This is a genomic window from Paenibacillus terrae, assembly GCF_005217525.1.
Lineage (GTDB): Bacteria > Bacillota > Bacilli > Paenibacillales > Paenibacillaceae > Paenibacillus > Paenibacillus terrae_C.
Map to the genome: position 1 here is coordinate 634,586 of NZ_PNXQ01000005.1, position 23,135 is coordinate 657,720.

A 23,135-nucleotide genomic window follows, 5' to 3' on the forward strand; every position below is an offset into this window, starting at 1 on the left:
ATTCTACGCGCTTCCAATCTTTCTTGAAACTTAACTCTAGCTTTTAACGCTCTACCTCTAGATGCTTCTGCATTATAAGTTGCGATAGCTCTAAGATTATTGATTATGTTCTCGTTTCTCTCAATTTCTTCATCTTCAGCGATTGTGAGTTCCTGTAACTCAATTTTAGTCTGAAGTAATGAGAAGTTATAATCAATATATCGCCCATCAAACTCTTGGATCTCCGTATTTTCAAGGTGTATAATTTTGTTGAAACAATGATTCAATAGATATCGGTTGTGCGTAACAACTAGCAGCATTCCCTTGTGGGAATTAATAAGATTTTTAAGCGCATTTAGGTTTTCAAAGTCTAAAAATACATCTGGTTCGTCCATAATCATTAAGTCTGGACTACTAAGCATTTCCTTCATCACTTGAATAAGTTTGAATTCCCCACCACTCAGGTCGGATACCCTAAGATCTTTTAGCTTCATGAGGTTTGCTAGATTTAGTTTCTTATTAATGTTGCTTTCAAAATCATCCCCACCCATTGAATCAAATGCGTCTAAAGCTAATTGATACTTTTCTAGTAACGAATCAATATCCGATGATGTTTCCATTTCAGTACAAATAGATGTTATTTCATTTTGTATCTTAATAAATTCTTCCCCTATATATTCAAAAACAGTTGTTTCTTTAGTTGCGTCTAGTTGAGAGAATTGACTTACATGCCCAATTTTGTAGGTCGGGTCTATTTCTAGCCTGCCCTCGAACAGATATCTTTCGGGATCCATCAGTATATCTATTAATGTACTTTTCCCATTGCCACTTGTTCCTATAAAAGCGCAATGTTGTGCCTCTTCAAACGTAAATGAAATGTTTTTATATAGTTCTTTTTGCGGAAATGAGAAGGATAAGTTATCAACTTTTATCATAGTGTTACCTTTCTTTATAACTAAAATGGTGACTATTATTAGATGTATTGCAGAACATAGATTTTGAGTTTACCGTTGTTAGAGTAACACTGTTTACCACCAAGTTCAATCCATGTGTAGCCCATCCCTTGGGGATCAAAGTTCCATGCTACCTCCTCAACTGTCCTCATAAAAGTGCCGGAATGAACTCGACTTTGATCTCTGCCAGTTGTAAATGTACCTTATTCGTCTTATCTCGCTCCTTGATCAAATAATGATAAGGCGAGAATACCTCCTGACGAATAGCCAACGGAATAGGTCGGGGAGCTTTTTGGTAGGCTGCAGGGGTGAGCTGAAAAGCCTTGTTGAATGCTCGTGTAAACGTCTCTTGTGATAAGAATCCATACTTTACGGCAACATCCAGAACCCGCTGATCCGTGTCGCGGAGCTCGAAGGCGGCACAGCTGATCCTTCGAGTCCAGATGTAATCCCGCAATGTCATCCCGGTTAATTGATTGAACTGTCTGGAACAATAATAGGGTGAATAGCCTAGCTGTTCCATTTCATTTCATTCCATTCGTACATAGAAGTCCTCCCTCCTTTCCTTTTGATCATATCACCGGCGATTTTTGCATACTTGATTCGAGTTGTACAATAAAAACTTGCCGTTACTTATGATACGGTTCACCGTAACATCTGTAGGGCGAAATTAAAAGACACCCGATCAGGTGCCTTTTGATTGTGTCTTATTGGAAAAAAATGAAGCCCCACCAAGCCCATTTATATCTTAAAGCAAACTATTTATTTTAGGAATAAATGGACCTACACTTCTAACATTATATTCTGAATCGAGTAGTAAATTTTGAAATCTAAGGTGCTTACTATATGCATTTTCATTAAGCTGACTTTTATCTTTCTCATATATGTCTGATGCCAATTTATAAATTTCTTCCCAAGTATCCTCGGACAGCATCTGCAAGAAATAAACCCCTTGTTCATTACAAATAATTCCTGATTTTAGTATATCAGGAAGATCCTCTCCAACCTTAAACATCTCAATGATGTTATTATCAATAACAATACGCGGATAAACTGCAGACTGTTGTTCTAATTCATATGCTCTTGCAATGGCATGGCTGTATGTTACGTGATTGTTTTGATAATGCCGTGAGTATGCAACTCCACCTCTTATAAACAAGCCCTCACGTAAAAAAGCAATGAATATCTTACGTAAAGCATCAAAAAAATCAATGATGTGTCTATGTTCTTCACAAGAAATAATGATAGTATCGGATATTGCTTGCACCTTAATAATTGACTCATCAAAATGTTCTAGAACCCCAAGAGCATTGGTTAGTTTATCCTTGAAATCTAATTTTCCTAATTTACGATCTTTCTCTAGTAGATATCTGTACCCCAGCACATCAATTAGTGCTACGTAGCGATATTGGAGATCTGTCATAAAATAGTACCCGCAATCTTTGATATTTCCTCCTTATACTCTCTCATCCTATCAACCCAAGGCTCCCAAACTGTTCCGTAGTACATTCTTCCAGTAGTCGAAGCCTCTTTCGTATGCTCTTGTTTAATATCAAAAATTGCTCTACCAAACATCTGTGCAACTGGAGCTAGAGGACTCATATCCCGAATTGAGGCGAGATATGGGTTTTCTAAATCCAAACTAGATCCGGGTATCATTCCTTCACTCGCTACTAAATGTTCCTTTATGTTATTACTAATTTTTGTCTGCCATTTTACGTATGATTCTTTTGCCTTTGCATTGTTCTGTACTTTATAATTTTGCAATATTCCTCCTAAAAAAACGGGCTTTCCTGGAAACGAGGTAATACTGAAGGGTGTTAAAGATTCAGAAATTTGCTCATGTCTTTGAACCCAATCATGTACTATTCTGCCCAGTAGTCTCACAGCTTGGTTACAGAAGCGATCCGGAACAAGTGGTAAAAACACACCATCACATGACAATACGACCATCCTGGTAATTGCACCTGTACTTGGTCCAACGTCACAAAGAATATAATCAAATTCATGACGGGATCCTAGCGCTTGAAACAATCGATGAAGAGAAACATAGGTATTCTTTTCATGAATGTTTTCTGTAATAGCTTGGTTCCAAGCAGTACCAAAGTAAGTATCAGCAAGTGAAAATTCTAAATCTCCACGAAAAAGAAAAAGGTTTTCATAAATTGGTGAAGGTACCAAATCTACCGTATCAGGATGTATCGTACCTGCTTCACCCTTGAACCGTGGGAGTAAAGCCTGAAAAATCGATGTCCCTGGGAGCTCCATTTCAGGTTGATCCAAATCAGGATTCGAAGCAAAAAATATCTCTGTCATATTACACTGTGGATCACAGTCAACAATTAATACTTTCTTTTGTTGTTGAGATAGATATACAGCAAGATTAAAGAGGGTAGTAGTTTTTGACACTCCGCCCTTATTATTGTACATTGTGTATACTTTTGTCATATTACCTCTGAGAAATTTTTTACACTCTAATAATAGGTAATAGTATCAAAAAACAATAAATGTTTCCACCACTCATAAAATGCTAATACTATATTATGCAGATAAGTCATAAAAACAGCCTCTTTTCTGTTTGGGTTCCATCTTTTCCAAACCGCAGTTATTGAAATATTCCTACCTTGAAGTTTTTTTCTTTTACTTGCAGCTTGCTCTTTAGCTCTTGACAACCAAAAATTTCGCTCTACTTGTGGTACGGCTCACCGTATCTATTGATAGGGTAAACTAATAAAGGAGGGGTTTCCCCTCCTTATACCAACAAAGATTTAGTTTGTAAAAGAGCTTTGAATGAGTCAATTTTGCTTATACCAGCTATAAGTTTTTGGTAGTCTTTGTAGCTTTCCTTTTTAATCCGTACCAATTGATGAAAAGAATTATCAGGCTGTAGAGACATTGAATATAATAAATCATCTAATATTAGCTTAAGATAAAAAGAAAGTCTCTCATAAATTTCTTCAAAAAAGATTTTATCGACATACGCTTGGTGCGTTAAAATATTTCTTAATCTATATGCACGTGATAGATCACAATCAATTTGTCTTTCAAGGTGTTCTAAGTATTCGAAAAACCAGAGCTTCTTTCCCCTTAATTGCATGTACTTGTTCAGAAGCCCAATATATCTTTGGTTCAATGCGTCGCCTGAAAATAAGGAAAGTGTCTCCTCTTTGTACTCAGCTATAAATTGAAGTAAATAGTGAAGCTTTATTTCGTTGGTTTTTCTATCAATGGAATCCTTGCCTAGTTTCTCTCTAACAGCAGCTATCAAAGCCTCATTTCCAGCCTGATTTTGCTTAATTAGCTCTCTACAACGAAATACCAAGCTCTTCAAATAAAACTGCGTTAAATATGGTGTTGTATATTCAATAATGCTTTTTCTTTTATTCGTCGGGTCAGTAACAAAAAGATATTCCATCAGACTCCACATAGCTACTAAGCCTGTTTCCTTGGGTGAATCCTGAATAACCCGACACCACTGCAACAGCTGATCTAAGCCTTTATATTTACCGGTTAATTTAGAACTCATATTAATTTTAATGTACTTATCGTTTTTTGTTACCTGCAATCCGTGTTGGGATATTTCTATAACAGGCTCTGTGTAGATTTTTTTACTGTTGACGTCAAATACCAGAGCTTCAGTTAAATTTCCTGGGTTATAAAGCTTATGACGATTTTCAAGTGTAAACAGTCTTGTTGTGGAAATAAGCTCATCTCGTGCTATATTTATTGCCGCGACATCATCAGTTGCAAATAACTTCATGCGAGCAATATGCTTATCTTTTTTGAAGAATTCAATTATTGGAGCATCTTTGTGTACCTGAGGAGCATCGTGCTCCTCATCTATTTGTATTCTGGCTCTGTCAGGATCACTAAAGAAAGTTAGCGGTCCATTAGTACCAATAAGACCATCATATCCGTCCGGCAGTTTAAGTCTAATAAAGCATTCAAACTCTCTTCTATTCTTAACACCTAATTCTGATATCCGCTCTAATCTTTTTAAGAAGCTATTTTCATCATCATTTACTAATACACCATGACCCCACCTGTACAAATATTGTTTGTGATGACCTTCAAATAGAAGCTCACTCATCAGCAATTCTAAGTATTCATCAACGTGTTCAAAGGAAAGTTTAGATTTTGAAAGCTCTTTTGATAATAACTCTATATATAACCTTGGGATATCTGTATTTTCTAATTTATTTAACAATCCTCTAATCAATGTAAGTGGAAGTTCTAATTTTCGGTATTTTTCAACTGTGTTTCCTGTTTTAAGAAAAGATTCCTTATCAGATGAAAACATTTCCAACCTACTTGAGACTAGACTCCAGTCTTCTTTGAAGCTTGCAGATAACACTTTATTCTCTTTTAAGGTAATAACAACTTCTTGAAAAATCTCAAATACATTGTGTTCATATAATACTTCTGCTCTGTAGTGTTCAACGACTTGAATAGCTTCCTTCAAAACTGCCCGTACACACGGATAAGATAATTTTCTGTAGTGCAGAGGACTTTTCTCGAATAACTCTCCCCATCTTTGGATAAAATATAACTGATGAGGCAATAGAGCCGGGTTGTAACCTTTGATATCACTGCTTTTATACATACAATTCACCCCAAAATTCCAATTAAGAGTTGCATTTTTTATCTAACGTGCATATAATAAAGTATATAACTTAACTAGATCTGGGACTTGAGATATTCTGCGGTTTTCTTTTTGAGAAAGCAGAATGGATCTAGTCCCTTAATTTTTTTTATCTGTTAAATGCATTTTAACATTTTATTTCCTGACATGGTTATAAAATCACTTTATTATTTGTTGGTATAGCCTCCATGAGTGGCTTGATTCAAGCTATGCTGTTCAAATCAAATGCATAACTTTTTATGAAATTGAGGTACTATCATGAGGTTTAAAGTATTCGCTGTAGGTGATAAGCTGGAAAAGTTTTATCTTGAAGCCATTAAAGAATATGAGAAGCGTTTAAGCAGGTACTGCGATATAAAATTGATCCACATAAAAAAAGAGGAGCAACTTCTAAGAAAGATTAATGAGAACTCTTTTGTAATTGTCGTTACTACCACTGAAAATCCCATATCTTCGGAGGAACTTGCAAATAAGGTAGATAATTGGGCTTCCACTGGTACATCAAATGTTGCCGTTATTATAGGTGCAAGGAGCACTTCATACAGTGAGTCACTGACATTTAGCCAAATGGAGATGGACTTGGGATTAGAAACAGCCATACTATTTGAACAAGTTTATCGAGCCTATCGGATAATTAATAATCATCCATACCATAAGTAAATATAAATTACTCAAAGAGCCACCTTAACATATAGCAGGTAGCTCTTGAATTGATGTTTGAATAGTGTTCGTTATCAGTAGTTATAGCTTCCATATGACTCTGCTGCAATAATTCCCTCTAAAGTAGTTCCTTCAGGAGCTAAACAATTCTTAACAGCTCCATTTACATCCTCACAATGCAAAGGATAGGCTTTACCATTTCGAAGTATCCAAACAGTGTACCCTATGTTATCTTCTTTTTGTATTTGGATATTCCAGCGTCCTTCTGTAATCAGTCGTATTCTTATGTCTGGACCATTCCCATGTTTTTTTAAATCAAGCAATTTCCTACCTGCATCTCCGACTATAAGATGATCACCTTTAGTATCAATTGCTACAATCGCATTATCAGCCCATACAATGAAATCAGGATTAAAATGATTAGTACCACCCATATCTAATAGAGGGATTTCAAAAAAACCTCTTGATGGATTCCTAAACCATATTCTTTTGGTAGCATCAATCGCAGTTGCAAACTTCTTCTCTAACTTGTTCAATCCACTGTAGCCTTCGTGTACTGCATTCTTGAATTTCATTATTTCAGAAGGTTGTACTGCGGCCTCCGGCACTTTATAAATACTCAAGTCACTGTGTATAACTACAGAATGATCAATATAGGCTTTAGCTACCTTTCTAGCAGCTTCTCTGATATGATCAGCCGCTCGGCTACTATATTCAATTAAAGCATCGAATTTAGGGTTTTCTATATCACAAAGATTTACTGCTTTATGCTGATATTTGTAAATTTCCCGAACAAAGACCCATCTGGCTGTAACCCTGTTACTATGTTCAATTTCAACCCATTCTTCTCTTTGTCCATTATTAGTGCCGATTGTTTGCAGAATCTGAATTCTCCCGCCCTTACCTACAGTGTTAACATGATCATCTGTATAATCATGAATCTGTTCAATAATTTGCTTAATCGGTACTTGGGCATTTGCTGAATAAATAGAAACCTCAGGAACAAACCTTTCCTTTCTAGGAAGAAGCGTTGGCTTCTTGTCAGACTTTGAACCACCTTTATAAACTGTTAAATTAATCTCTGGTGATTCAGCAATTAGTTTAGACTCCACTTCTATGAGGACTTGTTCAAACACACTCTTTTCATCGGTTCGAATATAAAAATGTGCTGTGTTCAATTCAGGATTAGGGTAGTGTTCTCTACCAGGTTGTCTTAAAACACGACCAATAATTTGCGTTACTTGATCTTTTGACCCCATATCCTTGTCAATATACGCAAAATATACTTCTGGATCGTCCCAACCTTCTTGTAAGGAAAGATTAAATATAACATGCTTATAGTTCCCTGAAATAAAATTGTCATAGTCCGCATCGCCTCCCGAAAAAAGATTAAAGTTTTTGGGGGCTGGTTGCTTAGAACTAAACTTTAAATCACAATATACAGCTATGTCTGATGGATCTATCCCCTTATACTCAACCAGATACCTCCAGATCAAGATAGGTCGAGCACTTCGCTCGTTAAAAGGTTTATCTTCACTGTCCTTACTCAACCCAGAGACAACATTTGTATTGCTGACATATATAGATTTGGGAGTAAATGAAAGACCTAGCTCAATAGCAGAGGTCTTAACTTTGTCCATTTGCTCCAACATATCATCAATAGCTATTTCCATAGGAGTAACGTAGCCACCTAATAATATGTTCTGCTTGACCAGATGAGAATTAACAACCTCTGAGCTTTTTACGGATGTCACAAAATCACTCTCGTTCCACCCTTTATCCTGTTGTAGTCGATCAATTGTTCTCTTCAGAGCTTCAGGAATTCGCAATGTAGCACTCGCGGCAATAAGAGCGTCCGGTTCAAGTTCCAACAATAGCTCTGTCTGCTGGTTGGATAAATTATGTCCTTCATCATAAATAATAACAAAGGGCCTTCTTCTTCCCTCACTGTCTCTTCTCTGCTTTAAAAGATCCCATAGAGACTTATCTGCACTATCAAGCTCAACTTGATAAATTTTACGATCTCCCTTTTCTTTGTCTTTCTGATTAAATTTCCCTATTGTTGCTACTAACACAAGCCCTCTGTCAGTTCTTTCAATATCCCAAGGCTTACAATCTAATAATGGCTTTATTTCAAAACCATCAAGTAAGTTTGCATACTTGCCAGACATTAAATTGTAATAGGTTTGCCAAACTACCACCCGTCCTTTAGATAACCATAATACAATAGGCTCAATTGGGAGGGTTGAACGAACCTGAGCAATGGAATCAGCCAGAATTAACGTTTTACCGCTTCCCGTAATTGAGGATAAGTTTTGATAAAAAGGAACATTCTTTGTCCTAGTAATTGTAAGCGGGTCTTCTATATATTTTACAAACCTCTCAGTAATCGTTGTAGAGGCTTTAATTTGAAAAGGTAACAGTTCCAACGTCATTCACTTCCTTCATCATCGTTAAACCGATCACTATCTTCATTTAAACCAAGATGAGCAAGTATTTTGTCAGGTATCTTATAAAAGTTAACGCTCTTGGCTTGGTATACTTCATATCGTGCATAAACATGATACGGTGGTTTTAAACCAGCTTTCTTTGATTCTTGAATAATTTTACTGTACGTATCGATATCTAATTGTCCTACTGAATCAGCACCGTCCCATACAATAAAGTACCCCTCATTCGAATCGTTTTTCCCCACCAGAAAATCAAATCCCGGCTTATCAATTCTTTGTAAGTATAGACTTGTCCTTTTCTCAGTCTCCCAATGAGAGGTAATAACCACGTCAATTAGTTCATCTTTCTTCATTGAAAGAACTGTGTTAGCGTCTATTTGCTTTGTAAGCAACTGGAATTGAAAACCGGCATTTATCGGGTCAGCCGCTTTTACTAATCTCCCGGTTTCATCAGGTCGTTCTCCAGTGATAACTCGTTTTAACCTTAATTGAGTTAGACTACGAGCATATTTATCTCCTCTATCCGGACTACCTTGTTCTATAAGAATAAAACGTCTGTCGGCTTCAGTTTCCTTATTAAGCTCAAGTATTGCATGTCCTGTTGTTCCTGATCCTGCATACGGATCAAGCACAAGTCCATTAGATGGACACCATAATTGAATAATCTTCTTAATCAATTTAAGTGGTTTGACTGTTTGAAAGTTGTGTCCTTTTCCTACAATAGCATTAAGCTCATTTATACCGGATTGACTATGTCCCGATTCTTCGTGATCCCATGACTGAGCCCCAATTACATCAGGCTCACTGTAATCATCATCTGCCCAATAAGTCATAGGTACTTTTCCTTGTTTAACTTTGTTCAAATGTCTTTTTATATAAGGTCTCCCTAGTCCATCTCCTGAAAAATAGAGTGTTGGCCAAACTTGTGTATCTCTTACTTGTATAGCAGCCTCTCGAGACATTTTAATAACGTCATCATTGTAAATATCTTCATCTGCTATAACTGGATTACTATCAAGATTATTTTTCAGTGCCCCTCGAGGTATAGGAGCAGATTTTAATACAAGTGCCTTGGCCCGACCATCCTGAAGGTCTTTTTCAACATATTTACTACCCCAAGCCTCGAGCCAACTTTTCATTGTTTTTTTAGGATTAGACCATGCTCTTGCACCTGGATAATGTAACGCTCCAGTAAATGGAGACTGTATGGCATATCTATCCTTTTCAGCCGGAGTAGCTACTGTAGGATCACCATTCGTTTTCCACGGACCATCAGGATCGTTATCAAGATTTTTATATTTTTGATCCATTGCTTCGTCGCGTGACAAAAGGCCAGTTTTAACCAGTGACTTGTCTCTAGCGTACACAAGAACATATTCTGTAGCACTGGATAGATGCTTACTATCATTTTTAGGGGAATAAGATTTTTGCCAGTTAATGATTCCTATCCTATTTTGTTCCCCAAATACTTCATCCAGCATCATACCAAGATGGAATAATTCATTCTCGTCTATACAGATTGCCAATACTCCATTAGGTTTTAACATAACTTTCATCATATTAAGACGAGGTAACATAGCTTTCATCCATTTAGTATGCCGTGAGCCATCTTCCGATGAAACAAGAACACCCAAATCCGGATCGTTAGGGTCGGTATCCCATTTATCGTTATAGCGGAAATACTGCCCTGTGTTATACGGAGGATCGGTAACTATTAAATCTACTTGGCCTCGATATTTATACAACGTAACCATAGCTTGTAGGTTTTCGCCCTCAATCAACAAGTTTTTGCTCTGTTCATGTTCCGGCCCTTCGCATAATGCTTTAATAACTCTAGTAACACGAGGGCGTACCTTTCTATCTATTTCTTTGGCTGTTCTCTTGCCGTAAAAGCTTAAGGCAACTCCACCACTCATCATACTTTTTACTATCTTTAATAAATCCTCTTTATCCAAAAGATCGAGTTGGTCTAAATCGTCCACAGGCATTGATGTATACTGCTTATTAAGCATGTTAGTGAAACCTCCAATTTAACACTTGTAATGCAATAATTCAATAAAAAACTCTGTAACTGTATAGCCTTAAGTATCTCTCTTTTTCAGGCTATATGTCAAAGATTTATTCAATTTTTATAATATGAATTGGGCGTTCATTATTTAGAATGATCGTGTTCCCTCTTTGTTCCACTTAAAAGGAGTAAGGTAAGGCTTTATACCCTAAAAATCGAGCTTCGAGCTTACTTCAATAATTCTTCCTAAGAGTATTACATTCTATATATCGTAATTTTCTTGTTTTTGTAACATGACTCTTTTTAGCCCTTGGTGCCATCTGTCTTATACACCATATCAGCCAGATGATTGCCGTTAGAAATAAGATCCTCCTTGGCATCGTCACCAGACAATGCAGAATAAATTTTAGTCCGTAGTAGCTCATCCATAGTCTAATAAGATTTCATTTGCAAATGGATTTTTACCAGAACGATCCTATTACAAACTGTGGCTTCAGCCAGTAGAAACCAATGGAATATAGAATGATGGCTGGTAACATGGTGAATAAACAACCGATGCTTATAGCGGCATCCTTGGGATGTTCAGACTTATGCCCCAACAGTTTATGCAAGTACTTTTAAAGCCTCGTCTATAAACCATTCAATGAGCTTATCTTTGTATATCCGGCCTCCCGGCTAAGTGTCTAAATACAGATAAAATCGGAAAGGACAAGTGCTCCTTTCCGCCGTTGAATCCTTTGTTTTAAAGCATCTTGTTGTCTGCCTCTACAATCTGGCATATTCACGTGCTTTCGTCTTCCATCCTCATTGTTACATCAATACCCGCCGCGAATACGGTCTTCCATATGTGTTGCCTGATTCAGTAGCACAAACGCCACAACGAATAGTGCAATACCGATCCATATATGTTTCCTTTTCTTCTTAGCAATTGCAGTGAAAGTATAGACGACACTGGTTACTTGGATAATCGCCCCAATAATCTTTAATACCAAGGCTATTGATTCCATCATCATTCCCTCCCATCTATCGTTGTCATGAGCTTCTGCATGTAATTATGATGATGATATTGTGGATGCGGATGACAGCATGCAATTTCTGTTCCCATGCAGATACCTAAATATTGATTCTGCGGATGGATTTGCTGTCATCATCGTAGAAAATGACATTGCCGTTGTTGTCGAAGCTTATCTGCTTCATTTTCTTAATCGGGGTCCCGTCCTTGTAGATCAGATCATCCTCATTGATGAACGTCGTCATGCTACCGCCCGTCTCCATCTCGTAGACAGTACCGATGTTCGTCATATACAATTTGCCGTTGTAGCCTGTTGCACTGTCGAGAGTAATGTCCTCATATTCCGACACCTTGTCCACTTTGACTGGGAACAGTTGAAGAATGTACATTTTGCTGCGTCCAAACACATACAAATTGTCATTCGTTGCAAACGCACCAGCAACGGGAGCATAACCATAGTAATTCGATAGGTCGAGAGCCTTGTAGCTTGTGCTACTGGCGACTTGCTCGACCTGAGCCTGAGTTAGCTGTCCTTCGTACACATGCGATTCGTGAACGCCTGTAACGCCGTATAGGACGCTCTGCGAATCAGGGAACGCAATGAAGTCAAAATAACGAACTTCCTCATGATTGAGGTCATATGTGACGACACTGACACTGGACGTAATGTCGTAGATGATGGATCGTGCAGATACCTTTGCAGCCAGATATAATTTGCCGTTTGCATTGTTGTACGCCAGTTTCATGGGCGTGAGGTTCTTGTAGTCAAAGTGCTTGGTATTCCCGTCCGCATCTTTATAATCCCAATTGAAGTTCTGATTGATTGTTTTAAAGGTTTCAACGGTTCCGTTGGAGCTGTTGAATTTGCGTATCTTCATTTTTTGGCTGTCGAGAAAATAGACGTTGTTGTTCTTATCTACGACCATGCTGTCAATCTGGTTGATCTTGGCCGTCCGTACTGGCCCATCCACATCACCCGTCCCTAAACCGCCGACTAACGTTTCAACGGTAAACTTCGCGGCTGGCGTAGATGCAGACGGTTGCTCTGTGGATGTTTCAGGTGCGGATGTTCCCGGCGTTGTGGTATTAGGTGTCGTTGTAGTCGGAGTTGTCACTGGTGTACCGCCGCCTATGTCCTTGTTGTCATTTCCATACTGATAAGCCCGCCAGAGCATCACCGTTGCTTCTGAACGGGTAATCGTCGCCTGCGGACGGAATGTTTCGTCCTGAAAGCCAGATACAAGCCCATTTTCCACCGCCAAGGCAACATAGCTTTTTGCTGATTCGGAGATACCAGCGTAGTCTTTGAACATGGCTTCAATAGTGCTTTGGTCAGGCAAGCGGTTGGTGTCGTAGCCTTTGAGCTTGACCAGGGCAACAGCCACATCTTCCCGGGTAGCCGGGGCCGATGGATTGAAGATGTACTTCCCATCTGCGGTGCGATAGCCAGTCATGTAGTCCTTGACCGCCTCTACAAAAGGTGATGCCCAGTTTGTTGCTGGGATGTCCGAGAACGATGAATAGTTTACTTTCTTGGGTGCAATGCCCGAGGCTGAAATCATAATTTTGGCGAATTCGGCACGGGTAATTGTGTTGTTGGGCCGGAATTTATTGTCGGGATAGCCACTAATGACTTTACGATTCACCATTTCGGCTATGTATTTGTAAGCCCAATGTGTCTGTGGCACGTCGGTAAAGGAGACGGTCTGCTCCGTAGTCACTGCGTTCTCCCATTCCTCACCGTAGGATGGTAATGCGGCTGATGCAATAGTGATATTTCCAGCCAATGTAATAGTTAACGTGCTTGCTAGAATGCCAGTTAGAAGCCTTTTGATCATATTAGAATCCCCCTGTGCTGTTGTTAATGCATCTATCAAACGATAGTGTCATTAGGCATATATTACTATAAATAGCTCTATAGGTACACTTATAAATGTACTAAATATGAACTTTAATGGTGTTATGATGATCATTTATGTCCTCTACTCTTGAAGTAGAGGTGATGGAATGTCAGAGTTTGTGAAGCTTGTAGGAGAGAAAATAAGGATTGTCCGTAAAGCACGGGGGATAACACAGGAGAAGCTTTCTGAGATGTCCGGTTTGAGCGAAAAGTATCTATCAGATACAGAACGAGGAGTAAGAAATATCTCCTTGGAATCCCTTGAAAAGATTATGCAAGCATTAAAGATCGAGCCGTATGAGCTGTTTCTTTATTCCGACTTAGATGGAGTGAGCAAGGACAAACAACAATTAATTGAGATGTTCCATCCATTGCTGATTGATCGCAATACGGACGAAATCCAGTTTTTGTTGAAAGTAGCTCAAGAGTTTATTAATACATTCAATAAGAACTGAGACGAGCCGATATAGGTGAAAAAATATACAGATTTTCCGAAGGCACCACCCTATATATTTAGTAAGGGGGTGGGGCAGCCGTTTAACGCCCCACCCCTATTTTCAGGACTGCTTTCTACTGTTCCGTTCAGTGGATTGCAGTCCTTTTTTTATTTTCATCCAATTTATTTTGTGCAGACAATTGTTTGTACTGATTGCTTCATTGGCATGTATCAGCTCAATACAAGAAAGATACCGCGTCAAAACAACTAAATAGTTCAACCAAATAGCCTGCTCATACTTTTGAGTGGGCTATTTGTCGTTCATTACAGAGACAAAATCATCGGCTGTGAGATGACGCCGGAACAAGAGAGGCTGGAGATGCAGATGGTTGTTAGAAAGGGACTACCCGACGACATGCAGGAGCTATTGAAGCAGTTAGTCATGAATGGAGGCATCCGCATGGCCGGAACAGTGTTGTATACGTATTGCCGCCGGATGTATCAAGTTGATGATTATACTGCGGCTCGTTGGATGATGGCTTACTTTCAGCGTGAGTTTCCTCAGCATCTACAACGACATCGCACTAAAGCAGTCAGAGCATGATTCATCAACATCAACAAACAGGAGGATAAAACAATGACTTATCAAGCTTTTAAAAACAACAATTCAAAAGAGTATTTGGGGTTTTGCGAACAGAAGGGCTTCATATACAGCTTGCAGTTGGATGTAGGGAGATATTGTGTTGTTGCTTTACAAAACGGCTGCATCACAACACTAATTACGTACTCGATTCGGTCGTACACAGTGTGCAGATGAGCATCCTATTGCTGCATACCAGTGACAACGGATTAATTACTGTCTACATGGGATAACTGAATACATTGAACATGCAGATAGCCGCTTTGTCGCAAACGACAACAGGCTGTTTTTTTATGCCTTGAAGGGAGGTGAACACAGTGAGGAAGACGCAGAGCCTTGCAAATCAAAAAGCCCGTTTACAGTATGTAATGCGGATGATGGACAGTGAACCCAGCTTTGAATCAAAGGAATGCAGAAGATACATTCAGACTTTGGTAAAACTCGTTTTGATTGAAATGCAAATAGAAGCCTTAGATAAAAAAAGAAGCCGCCCATGAATGAGCGACTCAAATAAAAATACGTTGTCATTATCATAACCGAACAGCATCATATTCCGCAATGGGAGAAGTCCAAGAGGCTTCTCCTTTTTGCATTTTACTGGAGGATAACCACATGAATTTATATGAAATGTCGTCGTTCAAAACACTATTTGCTGATGCAATGGCTGAGAAGCCCGGCTCTTATATCATTGATGAAATCTTTGCCCGCTTCCCATCATTATCAGAACTAATGAACGTGACTGAGCAAGAATTAATAGCTATTAAGGGCATAGGTAAGGTAAAAGCAAGGCAGATCATAGCCTCGTTGAAGCTGTCACAGAAGCTGAATACGCCTATCTGCAATAATCACTACACTATACGTTCACCTAAGGATGTCGCTGATCTGTTGATTCCTGAGATGAGGTATCTACAACAGGAGCATTTTGTTGCTCTGTTCCTTAATACGAAAAACCATGTCATCGGTCAACCAGAGACGCTTTCGATAGGAACATTGAATTCAGCAATTGTGCATCCAAGAGAAGTTTTCCGGGCTGCCGTAAAACGTTCCGCTGCGTCAATTATAGCTTGCCATAATCATCCCAGTGGGGACTGCTCTCCTTCGCCAGAAGACATTCAGCTTACCGCTCGATTGGTAGAAGCAGGCGGTATCATGGGCGTTGATGTTCTGGATCACTTGATAATCGGTGGGGATAATTTCATCAGCATGAAAGAACGTGGATTGATGTAACTCTGCTGTTTGCCCGTCACCGGAAACACCACACTTCGTCGCGGGCAGATCATTCAAACCCACCCTCTCCGCTCCCTGAGGGAGAATGCAAGGACTACGCCCTTGCATCCCGTCACTCGCCGTGTGGCGGCCCTTAGCTAACGCTAAGGACTTACAACAGTAGTGTTGTCTTTATAGTCCGCTCGTCAAGGCTGGAACAAGCTCGGCTACGCCTCGGCCTTGACGGCTTTCTGCCAGCCATTCCTCATAAGGCTGGATAAACAGGCTGCTTTTATCATTGTGCTCTCTTAACAGAATCGCTGGCACATGAAGCAGCTTCTTTAAATCTGAGTAATGTCTTATGAAGGAGGCCCTAGAGTAATACTGCTCGCATTCCTTTGATCCACATTCAAGAAGAAGCTTCAGAAATCTGTTCACCCGATGCTTTACGTGGATAGACGCATTAGCCTCATCAATCAGCTTCATGATCTGATCTACCGAATCAAATATTGGTAATGGATGAATTCTGTTTGACCAGAGCCCCAATATTTTACTCAGCTTGTTTTCATTAAGTAGTTCAGTTAAACACCGTTTACTGCTTATTTGATTCATCTGATTAAGGGTCAGGTCGAAGCGAAAACTGAATATACCCTCGTGAATGGAGATATGCTTCATGTAGTCTCCTTTAGCACCAGCTTCACTAGGGAGCATAAGTTTTTTTCCTTGACCGTTAAAGGCTGTCAAAAAGTCAGACTTGGGGCCGATATGATAAACCCATTTGCTTGAAGCTGAGTATCTTATGCACTCTGTCGGGGGGACAGCTTCCCAGTAAAAATTCCGATTGCCCAAGAAAGCATTAAATCCAATGGTTAGCTTGTCAGCTCTGTACGGTAGCTCAGGAAGGAGTTCATGAGCGGGAACCCCAATCGTTATGAGGTGATCACGGATTTTTTGGATGAACATATATCTATCATGAATTACAGCATTTTCTTCATAATCACCACAGTAAAGAAAGGAAGGTACATTAACCAATACCTTTACAAGTTGTTGCTGCTTTTTGTGATATTGAGGTAGCAGTTGAACTGTAACACCGTTACTTGATACACTGCATCTGAATTTAGCTATCAGATCGTCGCTCAAGCTCACAGGCACACGGAATTCAAAAAACTGGATCATATATAATTACCTCCGGTTATCTGATTTTAGATTTTCTATGATATAATTGCGGTAGATGTTTTACTTTGTGGTCGTTTCCCCGGCAGGCACGCTGGTGGAACGGCTCTTTTTGTTTTTAAAGGAGTCATTGTGTATTTTGAGCGGCGGCAGGTCAGTCTCAGCGAACTGGATTACATCCATCTTGAAAAGCTCCTTGAGCTTGTTGTAGTTGTCATAATAGGTGGTCTTGGTGTACTTCTGCTTGCAGTAGCCCTGCCCATAGGAATGTAAATGGGTTAGAAATGCAACCAGCATTGCTTGGGTTCGGACGTTAAACGCTGCTGAATTGATAGTGTCCAGCATACTGTCGAAGGGGGAGTGCTTTATCGGCTTGGTAAGCCCGAGTGAGCTCAGTCCTTCTTGAAGCACGTGAACAGCAACCTGAGGAGTTATCAGCTCTGTTGCCCGTCTTGTAAAGCTGTACTTCCTCATTTCGTCGTAAGTAAGCTCTATCTCATACCGCAATAGCCCAATAGCATCCTGCTGGTGCTGTGCTTTATTGGGATAGAGGGATTTCTGATCAACCTCTGCTCGCTTATCGTAGAATTTATGAATGCTTCGGTTTCGTTTCCCTTTACGTTGATAATACACGGACTCCAGCCTGTTGCTGCCCGCTGCGTTGTAGGGAACCGTCTTGTAGCCCCCAGGCTTCTGCATGCTGGATAGCAGCTTCAGGTAATCCTGTATGTGCGACCCAACGTTGAAGTTTTTGCAGATGTGCAGCTTCTCAACCTCCCAATCGTTATAATGCGGTACACGAAAAAGTGGAAGCTTTAGCATCTTCACAACATAACGGCGGAGTTGTCTAAGCATTGGCTTCACATCAGCTTGCTTGAATTCGTAGACATTGCTCCCGTACAGGTATCGCGGTACTGAAAGCTCGACCTTCAACCAAGCCCGCTGCGGATCATCCTCCTTGTACTTGTAGAAGAGCCGGGGCTGGGTATCGTCATGCTTATTAAATAACTCGCACGTGACTATACCACTCATCATCATTTTCTTGACTTCAGACCAGGAAACCTGATTAATTTCCTCTTCTGTAAGTATGACGGCTATATCGAATTTCACTGTATCTATCAAGGTTTTGTCCTCCTGCTGTCCGTAGTCCCGAACGGTTTCTGACCTATTAGTTGTAGCTGCTGAAGTGAAGCATTAAGTATCGTCATCACTTCTCAGCTCGGCTGCTGTAGGTCGTGTCGGATCTCGATTCTTTTTCGAGAAATCATCCAGCAGCATAGCCAGCTTGTTCAGAAATAATTGCTCTGCTCGACGTTGTTCTTCTCTGTTCTCCATCAAGCTAAACGGCTCATTGTCAAAATGACCTGCATCATTGACGAAGTCAAATTTCCTCATAGCAACCCTCTTCACGTTTTATATTTGTTTTGACAAATTAACTTGTCACACATGTTATCATGTTCTATAATCGTTGTAAAGCATTCCAGAAAGGGTGATTTTTGTGGCTAAACGAACAATAACTGCGGTTGAATATTTTGCTCTTAGAGAAAATGCACTTGGAGAACGCATTCGCTTCTTCCGTGAAGAGACAGGGAAACTGAATACAAAGGAAGAATATTCAACACGAGCAATCAGCAAACGATTAGGGGTAACTGCACAGTCCATTACTGCAATTGAGAGAGGTGAATCTAAAAATCCCTCCTTTCAGCTAGTTCACGGATTATCCAGAGAGTTGCACGTTCCAATTGAGGCTTTCACAGATGAGTTTTATCAAGGTGACATCCGTCTGTTTGAAATTGGAGTTGTCGATGAGAATGTCGAGCTTGAAGATACACGGACTGCTGGGCTTGACCCTGCTCTGTCCACAAGCTTTCACTTTGGTTGCTATGTATATCAGGCCTTTCAGGATGGACGGATGCGTTTCGTTTATAGCAAAGAAACAAAGAATGCCGTCGATTACAAAGCCTTTGTGGAGAGCCTTTCCCGATTTGTCGCCGAAATCGAAATGCATTCCTATTCTGGAGAGTTATTAGATCTGGATGACACGCTTGCTTCACCTATTAAACATGCAGCTTCTTTATTCAAGGCAAGCTTGGAGTATCCCAAAGCTTTTCCTATTTTGAACAAGGATTCTTGGAATCAGGTCTTCAATGATTTTTTAGCAGCTTCTCAGCAAACGGATAAGGGAGAAATGAAAAATGACTAAAATTCGAGCCGTTATCTATGCCCGTGTTAGTACCGAGGAGCAAGCCAAAGAGGGCTTCAGCATCGCTGCTCAGCTGGCAGAGCTGCAAAAATATGCCGAGCAGCATAATTTTGAAATTATTGATCGTTATGTCGATGAGGGTACAAGCGGAAAGAATATTAAAGGTAGACCTCAACTTATTCGTTTGCTAAAGGATGCCGAAAAGCAAAGATTTCAGATTGTTATGCTCTATAAGCTGGATCGTTTAGCTCGAAAGCTACGAGATCAGCTAGAAATAAGCGATACTCTTGTTAGCTTCAACATCAAGCTAATGAGCTTAAAGGAGAATTTTGATACATCAACCCCAACAGGAATGATGACCTTTCAGATGTTTGGCATGATTGCAGAGCTGGAAAGGAGCAATATTATAGAGCGTGGAAAGCTGGGACAGCACCAGCGGGCACGAGAAGGGAAATATAACGGAGGCGTTGTGCTGGGGTACGACAATATCAATAAGGAGCTCATCGTTAATGAAGCTGAGGCCGTTATTGTTAAAAAGATATTTGCCTACGCCGAGCAAGGCTTAGGGCTTAAAGCAATCACTCGCAGATTAAATGAGAATGGTCACCGCTCGAAGAAAGACAAGCCATTTTCCACAAACAGTATAAAGACTGTTCTTAACAATCCAATCTATATCGGCAAGATAAGATATAACCAGCACGAGAACTGGTCTGAAAAACGTCGGAAGGGAAAGAATCCTGATTTTATTTTCACAGATGGAATCCATCAATCAATCATCTCTCAAGAGCAGTGGGATAAGGTTCAGGCTTCACTACAAAAACGCTCCTATAAGCCCTCCCGCTCTCATACACCCTACATTCTAAGTGGAATTATAAAGTGTCCTGTGTGTGGTCATGGCATGGTTCCGACTCGTTCCAAGGGAGCATCCGGGGAACAATATCGCTATTACTCCTGCGGACAATTTCACAATAAAGGTGCTACAGTTTGCAAATCAAATATGATTAAAGCCGAGGTAGCAGAACAGCAAATTCTTGATGAGCTGCACCGGGTTATTGCCCAGCCCAATATACTCCGACAGTTGGTTGATCGAATTAACGAATTCCGTTCCAGCTCAGACATTCCAAGACTAGAAGATCAGAAGGTGCTAGAATCCCAAATAGGCAAACTACAACGGAAAATCAAGAGTGTTAAGGACACCATATTAAATCATCCTGACCTAGCTGATATGTTTAAACCAGAGCTGTTGGAATCCAATTCTGAGCTTCAAATCTTCCAAAGGCGATTGGAAGAAATGCTATCAGAAACATCTGACCTCGACAGCAAGCCCATTGATTATGACTCCCTTTTTATATTGCTGAGTAAGGTGCAGGAGGCTATCACTCATGCAGAAAAAGACGAGCAGAAGGCACTGCTTCGCCTGTTAGTCAAAAGCATTCATATTTCCAAGGACAAGCCCTCAAGAAGAGAAAGTCGTAAAGTGGAAAGAATCGTTCTTACCTTTGACTTCACGATTGAAGGGCTTCACACTGATACGGCAGAGTTAATGAAAAGAGTTAGCTCGTACAGCGAATTTGTTGTTACACCAGACCCAAATACGCTGGATTTTCTTAATAGCAGTCAGGAAATTTCCTATGGGGACTTGATGAAGTCCCTTTTTATTTTACCCTTAAAAGCGATACGGTTCACCCCGATTAATCTTCACCGATCGGTAAATCTGTTCCACCAGCACCAATCGCATCAGCTGATGTGGCAAGGTCATCCTTCCGAAGCTCAGCTTCTGCTGGGCGCGACGGAGGACTTCGTCAGAGAGGCCGTGGCTGCCGCCAATGACGAAGACAACATGGCTTGTACCGTAGGTGCCGAGCTTGTCCAATTCCTCTGCGAGTTCTTCCGAGCTCCAGAGCTTGCCGTCGATGGCGAGCACAATAACATGTGCCTCACTCTTCACATGAGCAAGGATACGCTCTCCCTCTCTCTCCTTGACCTGTCGAACCTCCGCCTCGCTCAGTGTATCGGGAGCCTTTTCATCGGCTACCTCAATCATTTGAAACTTGATGTATGGCCCTAACCGTTTAGCATATTCCTGAATGCCCATGACCAAATACTTCTCTTTTAACTTGCCAACACCTATAAGTTGAATAAACAAATTCCATACCCCTATCTATGTTGAATGATAATGTAAAATCCCATTTACGATCCCTAACATGAAAGATACCTTTAGCATAGTTATTTTAGCACCTGAAACGTCTCTTACCTATCTATTTCCTCTCCACTACAAGCCTATTCCCTGTTCAGATTATAGCGGATCATTCATTTACGCTCTTCACAATGAGATGCCTATCTGTTTCATATTCATCAAGACCTGCATTAGCATCTGTCGATATCCGCTGATTTGCTCCGCTGTCGCTGACTCCCGTAATGATTCGAACAATGCTGTACATTTCTTGAAATTACGATCGTTACCCAACTGATCCGCTAGTTGCATCGCCTGCAAAGTAAGCCCCACTGCATCCTGTAATCTATCGTACTCCCGATAGTACAAAGCCAAGTGATAGCAGTAGCTATAATAGTAAGATATGTTCTCTGCGTCTTCATAACTCCCAAATTCATCAATCTGCTCTGCAAACGTATGTAAAATATCCCCTACATCCAAATGACACATAAGCGCTGCCTGTAATATGGTATTCAGCCCCGGTAATATTTCCTCTAGGTTATCCTGCAAAAAGACTGCGTATTCCTCGACAAGCCCTATATTTCCAGACAAAATATCTACTGCATATAAATTAGTTTTGGCTAAAAACCTGAATTCATCGACAACCAGTAGACCTTCTCCCTCTAAATCCTCCATCCAACCTAGCTCAGCATACTTATAAATGCGCTCCCTTGCCTGTTCATATTCACCTTGATTCTGGTGAGCCATTCCACACATCAGGTGACTGAATCCAAAATAATATACCAACGGACGTTCTAAATTGACATGCGGGATGGGTAATTTCATTGCTTTATGATACTGACGTTCTTCATAGATACGCTGTACACATTGGTACAAAATATCCGCCGTCTCCATCACCTTTTTCCAATTTTCAAAAGCCACAGCCATTTCCAACATTTCAACAATGATGTCCGGTTTGAGTGATTTTAGGATAGAAGTTCTCAAGAAAATCCCCTCCTTACATTTCCATTTACAACCAATTGTATAGAAAATGAGAACCAAGGTCAATATAAAAAGTACTTATAAGTACTTTTTATATTGATTTTATTTTGCACAAGATAGTCTGTAACGATATTCTATCCTCTTCTAACCTTAAGTGGAGGTGATTACATGAGTTTACCAGAAAGCGTCGGAAATCGGATACGAGAACTAAGAAAAGCTAAAGGATGGACACAGGAACAATTGGCAGAAGCAGCAGGACTTCATTACAGTTATATTGGCGGAGTAGAACGTGGAGATCGAAATATTTCATTGGAGACGTTGGAAAAAATAGTTTTAGCGTTAAAGGTTCCACCCTTTGAACTTTTCCAATTCGATGAAACTTCGGATCGAAAACAGATCATAAATGAACTTATGTTACTCATAAATTCAAGAGAAACAACAGAGCTCGAAATTCTTACTACTATAACAAAAAATATTGTTGCTTTAGTTGAGTTACAACAAAAATGAATTGAATAATTCTCTCTACCTGACTTTTACACTTCATCTTCCATAAGCTTGTTATGAGGTGGTTAATATGACAAAATTACGGAATTCGGTTGGAGAAAGAATTAGAACGATTCGGAAGGCTAAGGGATTAACACAGCAACAACTTGCGGAACTTTCAGGATTAGATGATTCATATATCGGATCGGTAGAGCGTGGCGAAAGGAACTTTTCGA

23 protein-coding genes and 2 pseudogenes are annotated in these 23,135 nt (G+C 40.0%); 9 read left to right on the forward strand and 16 right to left on the reverse strand.

Annotated elements, in window-relative coordinates:
• The 6 genes from C1I60_RS25315 to C1I60_RS06095 form a co-directional block, all read right to left on the reverse strand.
• On the reverse strand, positions 1–914 hold a 914-nt coding region (locus C1I60_RS25315), incomplete at its 3' end, for an ATP-binding cassette domain-containing protein (RefSeq protein ID WP_252361595.1).
• A 166-nt stretch (positions 915–1,080) separates the two neighbouring features.
• Positions 1,081–1,455 carry a helix-turn-helix transcriptional regulator gene (locus C1I60_RS06075; RefSeq protein WP_137060920.1) on the reverse strand — a complete coding sequence of 125 codons (375 nt, stop codon included), beginning with the start codon at positions 1,453–1,455 and terminating at the stop codon, positions 1,081–1,083.
• Positions 1,456–1,680: 225 nt separating this feature from the next.
• The gene (locus C1I60_RS06080; protein WP_137060921.1) at positions 1,681–2,355 is read right to left on the reverse strand and encodes a hypothetical protein; all 675 of its coding nucleotides are present in this window, start codon (positions 2,353–2,355) and stop codon (positions 1,681–1,683) included.
• Positions 2,352–3,380: a ParA family protein gene (locus C1I60_RS06085; protein WP_137060922.1), complete on the reverse strand. Its 1,029-nt coding sequence runs from the start codon at positions 3,378–3,380 to the stop codon at positions 2,352–2,354. Before C1I60_RS06085 ends, C1I60_RS06080 begins: the two co-directional genes overlap by 4 nt.
• Before the next feature lie 26 nt (positions 3,381–3,406).
• Entirely contained in the window at positions 3,407–3,604 is a 198-nt protein-coding gene (locus tag C1I60_RS06090; RefSeq protein WP_137060923.1) for a hypothetical protein, read from the reverse strand.
• 80 nt (positions 3,605–3,684) lie between these two features.
• Positions 3,685–5,535, reverse strand: a complete 1,851-nt coding sequence (locus C1I60_RS06095; RefSeq protein ID WP_137060924.1) for a hypothetical protein — start codon at positions 5,533–5,535, stop codon at positions 3,685–3,687.
• Between the two features lie 297 nt (positions 5,536–5,832).
• Here C1I60_RS06095 and C1I60_RS06100 point away from each other — a divergent pair, with 297 nt between their 5' ends.
• Positions 5,833–6,234, forward strand: coding sequence for a 23S rRNA (pseudouridine(1915)-N(3))-methyltransferase RlmH (locus C1I60_RS06100; RefSeq protein WP_137060925.1), 402 nt, complete (start codon positions 5,833–5,835; stop codon positions 6,232–6,234).
• Between the two features lie 74 nt (positions 6,235–6,308).
• Here C1I60_RS06100 and C1I60_RS06105 read toward each other — a convergent pair whose 3' ends face one another.
• From C1I60_RS06105 to C1I60_RS06120, 5 genes are all read right to left on the reverse strand, one after another.
• The gene (locus tag C1I60_RS06105) at positions 6,309–8,663 is read right to left on the reverse strand and encodes a DEAD/DEAH box helicase family protein (protein WP_170970748.1); all 2,355 of its coding nucleotides are present in this window, start codon (positions 8,661–8,663) and stop codon (positions 6,309–6,311) included.
• Between the two features lie 2 nt (positions 8,664–8,665).
• Positions 8,666–10,696, reverse strand: a complete 2,031-nt coding sequence (locus C1I60_RS06110; protein WP_252361596.1) for a site-specific DNA-methyltransferase — start codon at positions 10,694–10,696, stop codon at positions 8,666–8,668.
• 299 nt (positions 10,697–10,995) lie between these two features.
• Entirely contained in the window at positions 10,996–11,121 is a 126-nt protein-coding gene (locus C1I60_RS26120) for a hypothetical protein (protein WP_289306504.1), read from the reverse strand.
• A gap of 386 nt (positions 11,122–11,507) precedes the next feature.
• Positions 11,508–11,702 (reverse strand): hypothetical protein, encoded by a 195-nt coding sequence (locus C1I60_RS06115; protein WP_137060927.1) that lies wholly within the window; start codon positions 11,700–11,702, stop codon positions 11,508–11,510.
• 103 nt (positions 11,703–11,805) lie between these two features.
• A complete protein-coding gene (locus C1I60_RS06120; RefSeq protein ID WP_137060928.1) occupies positions 11,806–13,542 on the reverse strand; it encodes an S-layer homology domain-containing protein in 1,737 nt (578 codons plus the stop codon).
• A 169-nt stretch (positions 13,543–13,711) separates the two neighbouring features.
• On the opposite strand from C1I60_RS06120, the gene C1I60_RS06125 reads away from it, so the two are divergent.
• The 4 genes from C1I60_RS06125 (at position 13,712) to radC (ending at position 15,907) form a co-directional block, all read left to right on the forward strand.
• Complete coding sequence (locus tag C1I60_RS06125; protein WP_137060929.1) at positions 13,712–14,059, forward strand: helix-turn-helix domain-containing protein; 348 nt, start codon at positions 13,712–13,714, stop codon at positions 14,057–14,059.
• A gap of 282 nt (positions 14,060–14,341) precedes the next feature.
• A complete protein-coding gene (locus C1I60_RS06130; protein WP_252361597.1) occupies positions 14,342–14,644 on the forward strand; it encodes a hypothetical protein in 303 nt (100 codons plus the stop codon).
• Positions 14,645–14,997: 353 nt separating this feature from the next.
• Positions 14,998–15,177, forward strand: a complete 180-nt coding sequence (locus C1I60_RS06140; RefSeq protein ID WP_137060931.1) for a hypothetical protein — start codon at positions 14,998–15,000, stop codon at positions 15,175–15,177.
• Between the two features lie 115 nt (positions 15,178–15,292).
• Positions 15,293–15,907 (forward strand): RadC family protein, encoded by a 615-nt coding sequence (gene radC, locus C1I60_RS06145; protein WP_137060932.1) that lies wholly within the window; start codon positions 15,293–15,295, stop codon positions 15,905–15,907.
• A 171-nt stretch (positions 15,908–16,078) separates the two neighbouring features.
• Here radC and C1I60_RS06150 read toward each other — a convergent pair whose 3' ends face one another.
• The 3 genes from C1I60_RS06150 to C1I60_RS06160 all read right to left on the reverse strand — a co-directional run bounded on the left by C1I60_RS06150 (position 16,079) and on the right by C1I60_RS06160 (position 18,454).
• Entirely contained in the window at positions 16,079–17,026 is a 948-nt protein-coding gene (locus C1I60_RS06150) for a hypothetical protein (RefSeq protein ID WP_137060933.1), read from the reverse strand.
• Between the two features lie 96 nt (positions 17,027–17,122).
• Positions 17,123–18,181, reverse strand: coding sequence for a hypothetical protein (locus C1I60_RS06155; protein WP_137060934.1), 1,059 nt, complete (start codon positions 18,179–18,181; stop codon positions 17,123–17,125).
• Between the two features lie 72 nt (positions 18,182–18,253).
• Positions 18,254–18,454 (reverse strand): hypothetical protein, encoded by a 201-nt coding sequence (locus C1I60_RS06160; protein ID WP_137060935.1) that lies wholly within the window; start codon positions 18,452–18,454, stop codon positions 18,254–18,256.
• A gap of 103 nt (positions 18,455–18,557) precedes the next feature.
• Between C1I60_RS06160 and C1I60_RS06165 the strand changes: the two genes are divergently transcribed.
• Positions 18,558–19,262 (forward strand): helix-turn-helix domain-containing protein, encoded by a 705-nt coding sequence (locus C1I60_RS06165; protein ID WP_170970749.1) that lies wholly within the window; start codon positions 18,558–18,560, stop codon positions 19,260–19,262.
• A pseudogene (locus tag C1I60_RS25320) lies at positions 19,255–20,292 on the forward strand (recombinase family protein); the annotation flags it as partial. The gene C1I60_RS06165 and the pseudogene C1I60_RS25320, both read left to right, overlap by 8 nt.
• A 636-nt stretch (positions 20,293–20,928) precedes the next feature.
• On the opposite strand, the gene rlmH reads toward C1I60_RS25320, so the two are convergent.
• Both rlmH and C1I60_RS06175 read right to left on the reverse strand, forming a co-directional pair.
• Positions 20,929–21,408, reverse strand: a complete 480-nt coding sequence (rlmH, locus tag C1I60_RS25325) for a 23S rRNA (pseudouridine(1915)-N(3))-methyltransferase RlmH (RefSeq protein ID WP_252361608.1) — start codon at positions 21,406–21,408, stop codon at positions 20,929–20,931.
• Between the two features lie 160 nt (positions 21,409–21,568).
• A pseudogene (locus tag C1I60_RS06175) lies at positions 21,569–22,419 on the reverse strand (DNA-binding protein).
• A 165-nt stretch (positions 22,420–22,584) separates the two neighbouring features.
• On the opposite strand from C1I60_RS06175, the gene C1I60_RS06180 reads away from it, so the two are divergent.
• Together C1I60_RS06180 and C1I60_RS06185 are read left to right on the forward strand one after the other, a co-directional pair.
• Positions 22,585–22,923 (forward strand): helix-turn-helix domain-containing protein, encoded by a 339-nt coding sequence (locus C1I60_RS06180; protein ID WP_137060939.1) that lies wholly within the window; start codon positions 22,585–22,587, stop codon positions 22,921–22,923.
• A 67-nt stretch (positions 22,924–22,990) separates the two neighbouring features.
• Positions 22,991–23,135 (forward strand): helix-turn-helix domain-containing protein (locus C1I60_RS06185; protein WP_137061021.1); only part of this gene is annotated, 145 nt, incomplete at its 3' end.